This window comes from Brevundimonas vesicularis, assembly GCF_027886425.1.
GTDB lineage: Bacteria > Pseudomonadota > Alphaproteobacteria > Caulobacterales > Caulobacteraceae > Brevundimonas > Brevundimonas vesicularis_C.
The window spans coordinates 1,525,586-1,538,445 of the sequence record NZ_CP115671.1 but is presented as its reverse complement, the minus strand read 5'-3'; the positions used below and the strand labels follow the sequence as shown (position 1 = coordinate 1,538,445).

The following is a 12,860-nucleotide window of genomic DNA, read 5'->3' as shown; positions in this document are numbered from 1 at the left end:
TTAAATCTTGATCTCGACGTCCACGCCGGCGGACAGGTCGAGCTTCATGAGCGCGTCCACGGTCTGCGGGGTGGGGTCGACGATGTCGAGCACGCGTTTGTGCGTGCGGATTTCAAACTGCTCACGCGACTTCTTATCGACGTGCGGAGAGCGGTTCACGGTGAACTTCTCGATCAGGGTCGGCAGCGGAATCGGACCGCGAACGGTCGCGCCGGTGCGCTTGGCGGTATTAACGATCTCGCGCGTCGAAAAATCGAGGACGCGGTGATCAAAGGCCTTGAGCCTGATGCGGATGCTTTGATCCATATCGGTGCTTACTTCCAATGCGGTCGGAGGACCGCGTCCCTGTGAACCATTTCAAAGACCGAAGGCCTTCGGGCAAAAAGCCCTCAGGGAACGCAAATCCGCAAAAACGATCGGCCCACGCAGTTGCCCGCGAAGGCCGTTGATATCCCAAGAAGCTGCAAAGAACAGTGACTTAGGTCGTTCTTGCGAACCGCGTTTGCAGCGAACTGCACAGCCGGTCCAACAAGAGTGGTGGCTTATGCCTATCGATTCTGATTTCGTCAAGCGCGCAAACCCGGGCTGAGACAGGATTTCGACGCGGTCTTCGCCAAGGGCTCAGCACAGCGTGACCAGGCATTCGTTGGTGACGTCTACGGCGTTGGACGCCTCTTTATAGTGCAGGAGTGCGACTGCTGTGCGCGATTAACGACTTGCCCCACAGATCGCCAAGTCGTGACACATTCTGGCCGCAACGCGTGGCTGTTGCGCAACAACCTTGCCATTCCAAGCCAATCGAACGTCGGTTTATTGCTCCGCTTCGTCTTGGGCTGATAGCAGCGCCCCTCCCCGGACCCCCATCCGGGTGCAGACTGCTAAGGACAAAATAAAAATGAAGACGATCCTCCTCGCCACGGCCGCCGCCGCCGCCCTGTTCGCCGCCCCGGCCTTCGCCCAAGACGCCATCGGTTCGGTCGGCGTGACCTATTCCAACCCGTCGATCGAAGTCGCCGGCGACGACGTCGACGCCGACGTCTGGACCGTTGACGGCTCGGTCGCCCTGCCGGCCCACGACTGGACCGTGACCCTGAACGGCGCGATCGACTACACCAAGGCCTTTGGCGAAGAAGACGTCACCGGCGCCGCCGCCGCTCACCTGACCAAGATGTGGTCCTCCGACGTGCGCGCCGGCGCCTTCGTCGCCGCCAACGGCATCGGCAGCGGCAACGAGCCGATCTGGACCGTGGGCGCTGAAGCGCAGAAGTATCTGTCGAACGCCACCCTGACCGGCCAAGTCGCCTACACGACCGCTGACAACGTGGACGCCGACATCTGGACCGTCGGCGCCGACGCCGCCTTCTACGTCATGCCGAACCTGCGCCTGAACGCCGGCGTCGCCTACAACAACGTCGACTTCTCGGGCGGCGACACCGACGCCTGGACCTACGGCGTGGGCGCCGAATACGAGTTCGAGAACACCCCGTTCTCGCTGGGCGCCGCCTACACCCGCGCTGACATCGATTCGCTGGACGTCGACACCTGGTCGGTCGGCCTGCGCTATTCGTTCGGTGGCGGTCTGCAAGCGCGTGACCGCGCCGGCGCCAACCTGGGCGTCTCGGCCATCTCCAGCGTCCTGAACGTCTTCTAAGCGTCTCGGACCTGATCCATGCGAAGAGCCCCGGCGGAGCGATCCGCCGGGGCTTTTTGTTTGGCCGGAAAAGGCCCCCGGGGTTCCACGACCGAGGACCTTCTCGTCGCTCGGGTCTTACTGCCCGATCTGCAGGGTTCCCGATCCGACGACGGAGCGAGAAACCGATCCCGTGGCTGAGGCGACTCGGACGCTGCCCGATCCGGCGATCGCCACGTCAAGGTCGCGCGTTGCGCCGCCGTAGCGAACATCGCCCGAGCCGCCGATGGCGACCGACAGCTTGTCCATTCGGCCCTGCCGCACGTTCACACCGCCCGAGCCGCCGATGGAAAGTTCACTGCGTCCGCCGGCGCTGGCCACCTCGACATTGCCCGATCCACCGACGGCCGCCTTCAGGGCTCCGGTTGCTCCGGCCGAGATGGAGCCAGACCCGCCGACGCTGGCGTTCAGCGATCGAGACGTGCCGGCGCGGATCGCGCCCGAGCCCCCGAGGCCCAGTTCCAGATCGCCGTCCACATTGGCCACGTTCCAGTTGCCGCAGCCGCCGTTGTCCAACTCGACCGATCGCGCGCCGCGTCCGACCGAGCCGAAGACCGCGCCGCTGGCGCTGACATCCACCGCGCGCGGCGTGCGCACGACGATCAAAGGCGCGTCTTCCAGGCGGATGCGGCCCAGGTCACGCACCTCGACGGTCGCGCCCTGCCCCGGCTGGCCCGTATCGCTGCGGCCGGAGTTGCAGCCGCGAACGGCGCTGTTGCCGCCCCACATGCCGTTGCGGCGCAGGCCGCCGTCGATCTTGACGTCATTGCCGTCGCGGCGAACCTGAATGGCCGGCAAGCGTGTCTGGCCTTGCGTGACCTCGACCCCGATATCCTGACGATCCTCGACGATGACCACCACACGGGCGACGGCGTTGCGGATCTCGACCTCGGCGGCCGAAGCGGGCGCCGCGACAAACCCGGTCAGGGTGGCGACGGCGGCGGCGGCGATCAGTGCGGTTTTCATGAGCGGTGTTCCCTTCCCGAATGTGAGGAGAAGGTGCGCGCCGCCCGCGCCCAAGTCATTTTAACTCGAGGTCATGAACTCGAATTAACGCCCCGAGCTTATGACGTCGCGTTCAGAGCGCCCGCGCCGTCAGCCGCGCCGATCTCCGGCTCGAAGTCGCGCTCGAAGTTGGCGATCTTGCTCTTCATCGCGCCCGCCTTCTTCAGCGCCAGCGACGCGGCCCAGCGCGCCGCCAGCTCCGGCGTGGTCATGCCGTCGGTGAAGCGCGGCCGCCCGCCCCGGCTGCGGATCACCGCATTGGTGAACAGCGCCCCGTTGCGGAAACGGGACGGCCAGGTCTGGAAATCCATCGACAGGCTGACGCAGAAGCGGTCCAGGTTCTCCACCCGGTGCGGCGCATAGAGCGGCCAAGTCAGGGCGCGGCCCGGCTCCAGATCCATGACCTGCGCGTCCTGTTCGAACGCCAGCGTGTAAGGCAGTTCCTCGGTCGTCTGACGCGCGACCACCTGTTCCATATTCCGCTCGGGCAGATGCCCCTCGTCGCCGGGATAGACGAACAGCCGCTTGCGCCCACGCAGGTGAAACAACACCACGCCCGCCGCGTCGAAATGATAGGGCACGCGCGCCTTGGGCGACGACAGGATCAACTGCCCCGCGTTTCGCACCGCCCGCATTCCCGGATAGGTCGCCTGGATTGCGGCGAAGTCCTTCATGGCGGCCGCCCACAGCTCGGGCCAGCCGGTCTCGACCCCGCGCAGATTGACCCACAGCCGACCCTGTTTGATCGCCTCCAGCAGCTCCTCGCCCGACAGGCGCCCGCGCGCGCCGGTGCGCAAGGACACCTGCCCCTCGTCGTCATAGTCATACAGGTTGATGTCGAACAGCTCGGCCGGATAGCGATCCAGCACGGCGGCCAGCGCCGCGTCCTCGGCGAACCCTTGCTCGATCAGGGTGTGGGGGTGGGTCTTGGCCTCAGCGATCGGGCCCGGATAGCGTGTGCGACGTTGGGTCATGCCGATATCCTCAAACGTGGGCGACGCGCGCTGGCGTCTTCTTCTTGGCGGCCGCCTTCTGGACAGCCGACCGTGCGGCCACCGCCGCCCCCCTCAGCCGCCCGACCGGCGTCGCCTCGCAGGCTTCGATCGTGGCCCAGCGCCGACGCAGGGACGCCCGCACCGCCTCGCCGCGCCCGCCCGCCCTGTTCAACGCCGCCACCGTGATGTCGCCCAGCGCCTGGGTCACGCCGGGCTGCATCACCACGGCTTCGCGCACCGTTTGGCGGGCGTTGACGAAGTATTTCTTGTAGGTCTCGCCCTCGAAGCCGAAGTCGAACACCCGGAAGCCCTCGGCCGCCGCCAGCCGCATTGTGTCCATGCTCAGCAGGATGCCCGGCGAACAGCGCGCCAGCGTCGGCTCATAGGCCGGGAACCAGAAATGGTAATGCCGCCCGGCATGCAGCGAGAACTCGGTCGCCACCAGCTTGTCGCCCGCATGCATGGCCGCCATCGAGGCGCCGAAGCCTTCTCGCGCCTCGCTCATCAGAGCGTGCAGCAGATCCCGCGTCCAGCCGCAGGCGAAGATGTCATGCAGGCCCGAGCGCCGATACTGCGCCGCCTTCAGCGCGATCAGATGATCCAGCAGCGCCGGATCTCTAAGACCCCGCTCCACCCGGATCGGCCCCAGTTCGGCCTCCAGGCTGCGGCGCGCCCGCTCCTTGTCCTTAAAGTATTTGCCGAAGGTCTTGCGACGCTCGGCGTACCAGTCGTCATAGCCCGCCTCGGGCATGGCCACCTGCACCGTCTCACGCGCCTGGCCGGTTTCGCCTGCGCCGATCCAGCCGGGCACGTTCAGCCGCTTGGCGTTCAACAGCCGCGCCACATCCTCCAGCGTGATCGTCTGGCCCGCCGGGGCGATGACGCCATGATAGTCGTTCATAGGCGCGCCCAGCGGCTGCACCGCTCCCCCGCGTCGCTGATGCGGGAAGAAGCCGACGATCTCGTCATCTCGCCGGAACACGGCAATCGCCGCGCCGGGGCAGACCCGCGAGGCGATCTCGGCATAGTCCCAGCGGAAATAGGGGCTGGCCAGATCAGGATTGCCAGCCGTCCAAGCACGCCACAGGGCGACGGCGGCGGCGTCCATCGCCGCCGCGTCCATGATCTCGACCTGCAGCATTCCGGCCATACGCATCCTCTCAGGCCCCTGCGCAGCAAGGTGCATTCCAGACTGCACCCTGCCCCACGCGCGTTTCATCAGGGTTCACCGGCATGGTGAACGCGCGTTGACGGAGCCGCGGTCGCCCTGGCGCGTTTGAGTGACCCAAGGAGAAGACCATGACCGATCAACGCCCTGACAGCAAAGCCGTCGAGAACGAGAACCTGCGGCCGGACGCCGACGGCCAGCCGCCGCGCCCGGCGACCGAGCCCAAGGGTTCGAAGGACTCGTCCAACTCCGGCGAGACCGAAACCGACCCCGCGACCGGCGAACCCAACTGAACACCGACCGACTGCACTCACCGTCTCGAAAGTCTCTTATGAACCGTCCTTCCTACCTCGCCGCACTCGCTGTTCTCTCTCTGGGCGCCTGCTCGCCGAAGGAAGAGAACACCGCCGCCCCAGCGGCGCAGACGGCCGAGGCCGCGCAAGTGGGCCAAACCGGCCCGCTCTCTCGAGACGCCATCGAAAACACCGCCTATGCGCCGCCGCCGGCCGCACAAGAGGGTCAGCCCGCCGCCGCAAATGCCGCCCACCAGCCGCCGCAGCCCGCCCTGATCCGCGCCCAGGTTCTTCTGGAGCGCGCTCGCTTCTCGCCCGGCGCGATCGACGGCCTGGCGGGGTCGAACATGCGCCAGGCGATCTCGGCGTTTCAGGAAGCCAACGGCATGACGGTGAATGGCGAGTTGAACGCCGACGTGATGGGCCGACTGCGCGCCGCCGCCGGACCGGGCGCGGTGACCACCACCTACACCATCACCCAGCAGGACATCGCCGGACCCTACCTCGGCGTCGTTCCCACGGAGCTGGAAGCTCAGGGTCAGGCGGCCCACATGGGCTACGCAAATATCGTCGAGGCCTTGGCCGAACGCTTCCACGTCACCGAGGCCTTGCTGCGCGCCATGAACCCCGGCGCCGACTTCAACCGCGTGGGCCAAGGCCTGCTTGTCCCCGCCGTCAACACCGCGCCCCTGCCCGCCGACGTGGACCACATCGACGTCGACAAGAGGGAAGGTTCGGTCAAGGCGTTCGACGCCGACGGCAAGCTGATCGCCTACTTCCCGGCCACCATCGGCAGCGGCGACAACCCCACTCCGACCGGCACGGTCAAGGTCAATGGCGTGGCGCGGAACCCGGACTACACCTACGACCCGTCGAAACTCAGCTATGGCGACGGCAAGAAGAAGGTCGTCGTCAAACCCGGCCCGAACAATCCGGTGGGCGTCGTCTGGATCGATCTGAACAAGCCCAGCTACGGCATCCACGGCACGCCGGACCCTCATCTGGTCGGCAAGACGGCCTCGCACGGCTGTGTGCGCCTGACCAACTGGGACGCCTGGATGCTGGCCGACAAGGTCAAGCCGGGCGTCACCGTCCGCTTTATCTAGTGGACGGCGCCGAACGGCGTCCCGTCCCAGAAGTCGCAGTGGTGGCGTTCGAAAAAGCCGTCGTCCATCACATCGCCCTGCGGCGTGAACACGCGCACCGGCCCCGCACCCTCGACGCGGGGCCATTCGGCGGCGAAGGCCGAACGTCCGAACGTCGCCCACAGCCTTTGCATCCGCTCAGACAGCGCCTTTTGCTCCGGCGTGAACTGCTTGGGATCAGCAAACACCCAGCGCGTGCCGAACACATAGGCCAGTTCGCTGGCGTGATAGGCGCCCAGGTTCAGACCGACGACCCAGTCGGGCAAGACGAACGGCGCCTCGCGATCGGCGAACTCATAGCCCCACACCGGCACATGCTGGGCCAAAAGGCGTCGCAAGGCCTGTGACGGACAGGCGAACCTTTGATCGGTGAAGTTGGTCGCAATGGCATAGGCGGGCCCGTCCTCACCCACCGGATAGCGCGCCAACACTCGCTCGCCCTGGTCGCCATACATCCAGATCGTCTCCTTCTGATAGCGATCCATGTCCTGCACCTCGTTGGCGAACAGCCGCCCCTCATCCAGGTTCGTCCCGACGAGGACGGGCACGCGCGTGAACCGTCCCTCGCGGATCGCGACGGCCGGGTTCTCCGGCACAATGCCGTCCGTGTGCACCGGTCCCCACGATCCCGGCCCGTTGATCCCCGGCCTCAATGACGCCGCCCGCGACAGCCGCCAGGCCGGAAGCGCTTTCAGACACGCGATCTGATCCTCGCCGGTGCAGCCCACCCTTTCGGCCAACATCGGCCCCGATTGGGCCGCGTCCAGCGCCCGGACAAGGGACGACGGCTCAAGACATCCGCCGCTCTGCATGATGACCCGCTGATACAGCCCTTCCGATTGTGGCGACGCCATCAGGTAACAGGCCGTCCAGGCCCCGGCGCTCTCGGCGAACAGGGTGACGTCGCCCGGGTCGCCGCCGAAGGCTGCAATGTTTCGATGCACCCACTTCAGCGCCGCCTGCTGATCCATCAGGCCGAAGTTGCCGCCGAAGCCTTCGCCGGTCGCCTGAAACCCCGGATGCGCCAGCCAGCCCAGCGCGCCGAGCCGATAATTCATCGTCACGACCACCCGACCCTGCTCGCGCGCCAGTTTCGAGGGATCGTAGTTGGCGCCCGCTCCCACGGTGAAGGCGCCGCCCGGGATATAGACCATCACCGGCCGCGCCTCGGCCGCCTCTCCGCCCGGCGCATAGATGTTCAGATACAGACAGTCCTCGGACCCGACGACGATCCCGCCGCCGCCGCCCAGGATCGAGCGTCGCCCGATCGCCTGGGTGCAGTCCGCACCGATCCGCGTCGCATCCCGAACGCCCTGCCATGCCGCGACCGGCTGCGGCGAGCGCCAGCGCCGTTCGCCGACCGGCGGCGCCGCGAACGGAACGCCGAGGAACGCTCGCGTCCCCGCCCCATCGACGCCGCGCACCGTCCCGGCTTCCGTCGTCGCCAACACCGGCTCGGCGTCCTTGGCGAACCGGACCTGATCGACATTGCCGGGATGGGTGGCGCAGGCCGACAGGGCGACAAGGCACGCAAGCAACGAGATCAGACGCATCGTGAACCTTGGCTTTTGGGCAGACCATCCTAACGCCCAAACGGCAGGCCCGTTGCGGGCGCCTAGAGTTCCCCCACAGCAAAACGGCCTCCAGATTGCTCTGGAGGCCGTTCTGTTACGCTACTCTGTCTCTCGGCCTATGCGCGCCTCGCGGAGGCGCGCGACTTGAGGCCGGGTCTTCTTACTCGACGATCTTGGCCACGACGCCGGCGCCGACGGTGCGGCCGCCTTCACGGATGGCGAAGCGCAGGCCCTGGTCCATCGCGATCGGGGTGATCAGCTCGACGTTCAGCTCGGCGTTGTCGCCCGGCATGATCATCTCGACGCCTTCCTTCAGGTGAACGATGCCGGTCACGTCCGTCGTGCGGAAGTAGAACTGCGGGCGATAGTTCGTGAAGAACGGGGTGTGACGACCGCCTTCTTCCTTGGTCAGGATGTAGGCTTCGGCCAGGAACTTGGTGTGCGGGGTGATGGAGCCCGGCTTGCACAGCACTTGGCCGCGCTCGACGTCTTCACGCTTGGTGCCGCGCAGCAGCACGCCGACGTTATCGCCCGCTTGACCTTGGTCCAGCAGCTTGCGGAACATTTCCACGCCCGTGCAGGTCGTCTTCTGGACCGGACGGATGCCGACGATCTCGACTTCCTCACCGACCTTGACGATGCCCTTCTCGACGCGGCCCGTGACCACGGTGCCGCGGCCCGAGATCGAGAACACGTCTTCGACCGGCATCAGGAACGGCAGGTCGACCGGACGCTCCGGCTGCGGGATGTAGGCGTCGACGGTTTCCATCAGGGCCAGAACGCGCTGTTCGCCGATTTCCGGGTTCACGCCGTCGGTCGCGGCCTTGGCCGAACCCTTGGTGATCGGAATGTCGTCGCCGGGGAACTGATACGACGAGAGCAGCTCGCGCACTTCCATCTCGACCAGCTCGAGCAGCTCTTCGTCGTCGACCAGGTCGACCTTGTTCATGAAGACCACCAGGGCCGGCACGCCGACCTGACGGGCCAGCAGGATGTGCTCGCGGGTCTGCGGCATCGGGCCGTCAGCAGCCGACACCACCAGGATCGCGCCGTCCATCTGCGCGGCGCCGGTGATCATGTTCTTCACATAGTCGGCGTGGCCGGGGCAGTCGACGTGGGCGTAGTGACGGTTGGCCGTCTCATATTCCACGTGCGCGGTGTTGATCGTGATGCCGCGCGCCTTCTCTTCCGGCGCAGCGTCGATGTCGGCGTAGTTCATCGCCTTCGCGCCGCCGGCCTTCGCCAGCGTCATCGTGATCGCAGCCGTCAACGTCGTCTTGCCGTGGTCAACGTGACCAATCGTGCCGATGTTGCAGTGCGGCTTCGTCCGTTCGAACTTTTCCTTGGCCATTTTCTAGCTCCTAAGGTCCCCGAACCGGGGTTCCTGCAGTTTGGGGGTTAAGGACGCCCGGTCCTTACGGTCCGGGCGCATATAGGCGGGCTTTCCGAAAAGGGAAAGCTTAGGCGTACTTCTTGATTACTTCGTCGGCGACGTGTTGCGGCACCGGCTCGTAGTGGTCGTATTGCATGGTGAACTGAGCGCGGCCCTGCGACATGCCGCGCAGCGTGTTCACATAGCCGAACATGTTGGCCAGCGGCACGAAGGCGTTCACGACGGTGGCGTTGCCGCGCATGTCCTGACCCTGGATCATGCCGCGACGGCCGTTCAGGTCGCCGATGACCGAGCCGAGGTATTCCTCGGGGGTCACGACTTCCACCGCCATGATCGGCTCGAGCAGCTTGGGCGAACCCTTCTCCTTCAGTTCGCGGAAGGCGGCGCGCGACGCGATTTCGAACGCCAGCACGCTGGAGTCGACGTCGTGGTACTTGCCGTCCGTCAGGGTCGCCTTGAAGTCGATCAGCGGGAAGCCGGCCAGCAGGCCGTTGTCCTTGGCCGAGTTCAGGCCCTTTTCGACGCCGGGGATGTATTCCTTCGGCACCGCGCCGCCGACGATCGAGTTCTCGAACACGAAGCCCGAGCCCGGCTCGCCGGGTTCGAAGGTGATCATGACGCGGGCGAATTGGCCCGTACCGCCGGTCTGCTTCTTGTGCGTGTAATCGATGTCGACCTTGCGGCCCAGCGATTCACGATAGGCGACCTGCGGCGCGCCGATGTTGGCCTCGACCTTGTAGGTGCGCTTCAAGATGTCGATCTTGATGTCCAGGTGCAGCTCGCCCATGCCCTTCAGGATCGTCTGGCCCGACTCGTGGTCGGTCGAGACGGTGAAGGAGGGATCTTCCGAGGCCAGCTTGGCCAGGGCGACGCCCAGCTTCTCCTGGTCGCCCTTGGTCTTGGGCTCGACCGAGATTTCGATAACCGGCGCCGGGAACTCCATCTTCTCCAGGATGACAGGCGACTTGATCGGGTCACACAGGGTGTCGCCCGTGCGGGTTTCCTTCAGGCCGGCCAGGGCGACGATGTCGCCGGCGTAGGCTTCCTTGACGTCTTCGCGGTTGTTGGAGTGCATCTGCAGCATCCGGCCGACGCGCTCTTTCTTGTCGCGGCTGGAGTTCAGCAGCGACTGACCGGTTTCCATCTTGCCCGAGTACAGGCGGCAGAAGGTCAGCGAGCCGACGAAGGGGTCGTCCATGATCTTGAAGGCCAAGACCGACAGGGGCTCTTCGTCTGAAGCCTTACGCACGACGGGCTCTTCGGTCTTGAAGTCGATGCCAGGCGTCGGTGGGATGTCCAGCGGCGACGGCAGGTAGTCGACGACGGCGTCCAGCAGCGTCTGCACGCCCTTGTTCTTGAAGGCCGAGCCGCACAGGATCGGATAGAAGGCGCCGGTCAGAACGGCCTTACGGATGCACTTCTTGATGGTGGCTTCGTCGGGCTCGTTGCCCTCGAGGTAGGCTTCCATCGCCTCGTCGTCCAGCTCGACGGCGTTGTCGATCAGGTACTGACGCGCGGCGATCGCCTTGTCCATCAGGTCGTCGGGGATCGGCACGTCCTTGTAGGAGGCGCCCAGGCCGTCGTTATCCCAGACCACGCCGGTCATGCGGACCAGGTCGACCAGACCCGACAGCGAGGACTCAGCGCCGATCGGGAACTGGATCGGCACGGCCTTGGCGCCCAGACGGTCGCGGATCGACTCGACCGAGGCGTCGAAGTCGGCGCCGATCTTGTCCATCTTGTTGACGTAGACGATGCGCGGCACCTTGTACTTGTCGGCCTGGCGCCAGACGGTTTCCGTCTGCGGCTCGACGCCGGCGTTGCCGTCCAGCACGGTCACGGCGCCGTCGAGGACGCGCAGCGAACGTTCGACCTCAATGGTGAAGTCCACGTGGCCGGGGGTGTCAATGATGTTCAGGCGCTTGCCCTGCCAGAAGGCGGTCGTCGCGGCGGACGTGATGGTGATGCCGCGCTCCTGCTCCTGGTCCATCCAGTCCATGGTCGCAGCGCCGTCGTGGACTTCGCCGATCTTGTGGGATTTACCGGTGTAATACAGGATCCGCTCAGTCGTCGTCGTCTTGCCCGCGTCGATGTGGGCCATGATGCCGAAGTTGCGGTAGTCCTCGAGCTTGTGAGTGCGGGCCATGAAAGCGTGCCTTGAAAATTTCAGGACGCTCAGGTGCGCCCTCGGAAGGATGTCGGTGTTCGGATAAGCGAGCGCGGGCGATTTAACTTAAACCGCCCGCGCCGGAAACCCTTAGATAGTCAGCGCAGATGACGCTTTGAAGGCGTTACCAGCGATAGTGGCTGAAGGCGCGGTTGGCTTCGGCCATCTTGTGGGTGTCTTCGCGCTTCTTGACCGCGGTGCCGCGGTTGTTGGATGCGTCCAGCAGTTCGGCGGCCAGCTTCTCGGTCATGGTGTTCTCGCCACGCTTGCGCGCAGCGTTGACCAGCCAGCGGATGGCCAGGGCGCGGCGACGGTCCGGACGGACTTCGACGGGCACCTGATAGGTGGCGCCGCCGACGCGACGCGAGCGCACTTCGACCGACGGGGAGACGTTGTCCAGAGCGGCGTGGAAGGTCGCGACCGGCTCCTGGTCCTTCTTCTTCTCGGCCAGGATGTCGAAGGCGCCGTACACGATGTTTTCGGCGACGGCCTTCTTACCTTCGTACATGACGTAGTTCATGAACTTGGTGACGATCAGGTCCCCGAATTTGGGATCGGGCAGAACTTCACGTTTCTGGGCGCGGTGACGACGCGACATGGGGTATTCCTTGCAGTGCCCGACCAACGCCGGGAAGATCTCGAAAAGGCCTCCGGGCGCGACGGCCCGGAGAAGAATGGCTTACTTCGGACGCTTGGCGCCGTAGTGCGAACGACGCTGCTTACGGTCCTTGACGCCTTGGGTATCCAGAACGCCGCGCAGGATGTGGTAGCGAACGCCGGGCAAGTCCTTCACGCGGCCGCCGCGGATCAGAACAACCGAGTGTTCTTGCAGGTTGTGGCCTTCGCCGGGGATGTAGCAAACGGCTTCGTAGCCGTTCTTGGCCAGACGGACCTTGGCGACCTTACGCAGAGCCGAGTTCGGCTTCTTCGGGGTCGTGGTGTAAACGCGGGTGCAGACGCCGCGACGCTGGGGCGAACCCTCCAGAGCCGGCACCTTGTTGCGGGTGGGCTTGGGCTTGCGCGGCTTGCGGATCAGCTGGTTGATCGTAGGCATTCGAAACTCGTCTCGACTTCTGATGGAGGCGTGTGTCTTTCGACCGAAGCGCCTCTCGCCTTCTTGTGAACGGGGGACCATCCCCTCGCCCGGGTGTCATCGAGACTGAGCGCGCGACCACCCAAACAGAAAAACCGGAACGCGCGCTTTGGGCGTTCCGGCGGGCACAGCCCGTCCGTTGGATTGTCACGATCTCAGCGACCGGCGAACCGGCCACGCCTCGAAAGTGGGCGGCTTCTACGCCCGATGGGCCGGAAGGTCAAGGCGGCGCTGATCTTCAAAGCGGAGCCCCACGTTGCTTCCCTCGTCGTCGGCTCGCCTCCGCCCGAAAGCGGCCATGCTTCTAGCACAGCTTGCATCGGATCAAGGGGGACGA

12 protein-coding genes are annotated in these 12,860 nt (G+C 65.6%); 3 read left to right on the top strand and 9 right to left on the bottom strand.

Translation table 11 applies throughout. The annotated features are described in order from the left end of the window. Complete coding sequence (rpsJ, locus tag PFY01_RS07670; protein WP_003164367.1) at positions 1-306, bottom strand: 30S ribosomal protein S10; 306 nt, start codon at positions 304-306, stop codon at positions 1-3. Positions 307-895: 589 nt separating this feature from the next. Between rpsJ and PFY01_RS07665 the strand changes: the two genes are divergently transcribed. Beyond that, positions 896-1,651, top strand: a complete 756-nt coding sequence (locus PFY01_RS07665; RefSeq protein ID WP_271040868.1) for a porin — start codon at positions 896-898, stop codon at positions 1,649-1,651. 117 nt (positions 1,652-1,768) lie between these two features. On the opposite strand, the gene PFY01_RS07660 is transcribed toward PFY01_RS07665, so the two are convergent. The 3 genes from PFY01_RS07660 to PFY01_RS07650 all read right to left on the bottom strand — a co-directional run bounded on the left by PFY01_RS07660 (position 1,769) and on the right by PFY01_RS07650 (position 4,846). Continuing rightward, positions 1,769-2,656: a GIN domain-containing protein gene (locus PFY01_RS07660; RefSeq protein ID WP_271040867.1), complete on the bottom strand. Its 888-nt coding sequence runs from the start codon at positions 2,654-2,656 to the stop codon at positions 1,769-1,771. A 98-nt stretch (positions 2,657-2,754) separates the two neighbouring features. After that, complete coding sequence (locus PFY01_RS07655) at positions 2,755-3,669, bottom strand: transcriptional regulator (RefSeq protein ID WP_271040866.1); 915 nt, start codon at positions 3,667-3,669, stop codon at positions 2,755-2,757. 10 nt (positions 3,670-3,679) lie between these two features. Further along, positions 3,680-4,846, bottom strand: coding sequence for a GNAT family N-acetyltransferase (locus PFY01_RS07650; RefSeq protein WP_271040865.1), 1,167 nt, complete (start codon positions 4,844-4,846; stop codon positions 3,680-3,682). A 143-nt stretch (positions 4,847-4,989) separates the two neighbouring features. Here PFY01_RS07650 and PFY01_RS07645 point away from each other — a divergent pair, with 143 nt between their 5' ends. After that, positions 4,990-5,151 carry a hypothetical protein gene (locus PFY01_RS07645; RefSeq protein ID WP_165117191.1) on the top strand — a complete coding sequence of 54 codons (162 nt, stop codon included), beginning with the start codon at positions 4,990-4,992 and terminating at the stop codon, positions 5,149-5,151. 38 nt (positions 5,152-5,189) lie between these two features. Next, positions 5,190-6,257 (top strand): L,D-transpeptidase family protein, encoded by a 1,068-nt coding sequence (locus PFY01_RS07640; RefSeq protein ID WP_271040864.1) that lies wholly within the window; start codon positions 5,190-5,192, stop codon positions 6,255-6,257. Here PFY01_RS07640 and PFY01_RS07635 read toward each other — a convergent pair. The 5 genes from PFY01_RS07635 to rpsL form a co-directional block, all read right to left on the bottom strand. Then, entirely contained in the window at positions 6,254-7,849 is a 1,596-nt protein-coding gene (locus tag PFY01_RS07635; RefSeq protein WP_271040863.1) for a carboxylesterase/lipase family protein, read from the bottom strand. The two genes, PFY01_RS07640 and PFY01_RS07635, sit on opposite strands and share 4 nt — an antisense overlap. Before the next feature lie 181 nt (positions 7,850-8,030). Further along, positions 8,031-9,221 (bottom strand): elongation factor Tu, encoded by a 1,191-nt coding sequence (tuf, locus tag PFY01_RS07630; protein ID WP_055753383.1) that lies wholly within the window; start codon positions 9,219-9,221, stop codon positions 8,031-8,033. 109 nt (positions 9,222-9,330) lie between these two features. After that, on the bottom strand, positions 9,331-11,409 hold the full coding sequence (gene fusA, locus PFY01_RS07625) for an elongation factor G (RefSeq protein WP_055754906.1): 2,079 nt from the start codon (positions 11,407-11,409) through the stop codon (positions 9,331-9,333). A gap of 145 nt (positions 11,410-11,554) precedes the next feature. Beyond that, positions 11,555-12,028, bottom strand: a complete 474-nt coding sequence (gene rpsG / locus PFY01_RS07620; RefSeq protein WP_055754905.1) for a 30S ribosomal protein S7 — start codon at positions 12,026-12,028, stop codon at positions 11,555-11,557. An 81-nt stretch (positions 12,029-12,109) separates the two neighbouring features. After that, on the bottom strand, positions 12,110-12,484 hold the full coding sequence (rpsL, locus tag PFY01_RS07615; RefSeq protein ID WP_008260482.1) for a 30S ribosomal protein S12: 375 nt from the start codon (positions 12,482-12,484) through the stop codon (positions 12,110-12,112). Between the last annotated feature and the right edge of the window lie 376 nt (positions 12,485-12,860).

Coding starts and splice junctions, on each gene's coding strand:
- PFY01_RS07650 (WP_271040865.1), bottom strand. CDS start 4,846: ATGCGTATGGCCGGAATGCTGCAGGTCGAGATCATGGACGCGGCGGCG.
- PFY01_RS07660 (WP_271040867.1), bottom strand. CDS start 2,656: ATGAAAACCGCACTGATCGCCGCCGCCGCCGTCGCCACCCTGACCGGG.
- rpsG (WP_055754905.1), bottom strand. CDS start 12,028: ATGTCGCGTCGTCACCGCGCCCAGAAACGTGAAGTTCTGCCCGATCCC.
- rpsJ (WP_003164367.1), bottom strand. CDS start 306: ATGGATCAAAGCATCCGCATCAGGCTCAAGGCCTTTGATCACCGCGTC.
- PFY01_RS07665 (WP_271040868.1), top strand. CDS start 896: ATGAAGACGATCCTCCTCGCCACGGCCGCCGCCGCCGCCCTGTTCGCC.
- tuf (WP_055753383.1), bottom strand. CDS start 9,221: ATGGCCAAGGAAAAGTTCGAACGGACGAAGCCGCACTGCAACATCGGC.
- PFY01_RS07645 (WP_165117191.1), top strand. CDS start 4,990: ATGACCGATCAACGCCCTGACAGCAAAGCCGTCGAGAACGAGAACCTG.
- PFY01_RS07655 (WP_271040866.1), bottom strand. CDS start 3,669: ATGACCCAACGTCGCACACGCTATCCGGGCCCGATCGCTGAGGCCAAG.
- rpsL (WP_008260482.1), bottom strand. CDS start 12,484: ATGCCTACGATCAACCAGCTGATCCGCAAGCCGCGCAAGCCCAAGCCC.
- PFY01_RS07640 (WP_271040864.1), top strand. CDS start 5,190: ATGAACCGTCCTTCCTACCTCGCCGCACTCGCTGTTCTCTCTCTGGGC.
- PFY01_RS07635 (WP_271040863.1), bottom strand. CDS start 7,849: ATGCGTCTGATCTCGTTGCTTGCGTGCCTTGTCGCCCTGTCGGCCTGC.
- fusA (WP_055754906.1), bottom strand. CDS start 11,409: ATGGCCCGCACTCACAAGCTCGAGGACTACCGCAACTTCGGCATCATG.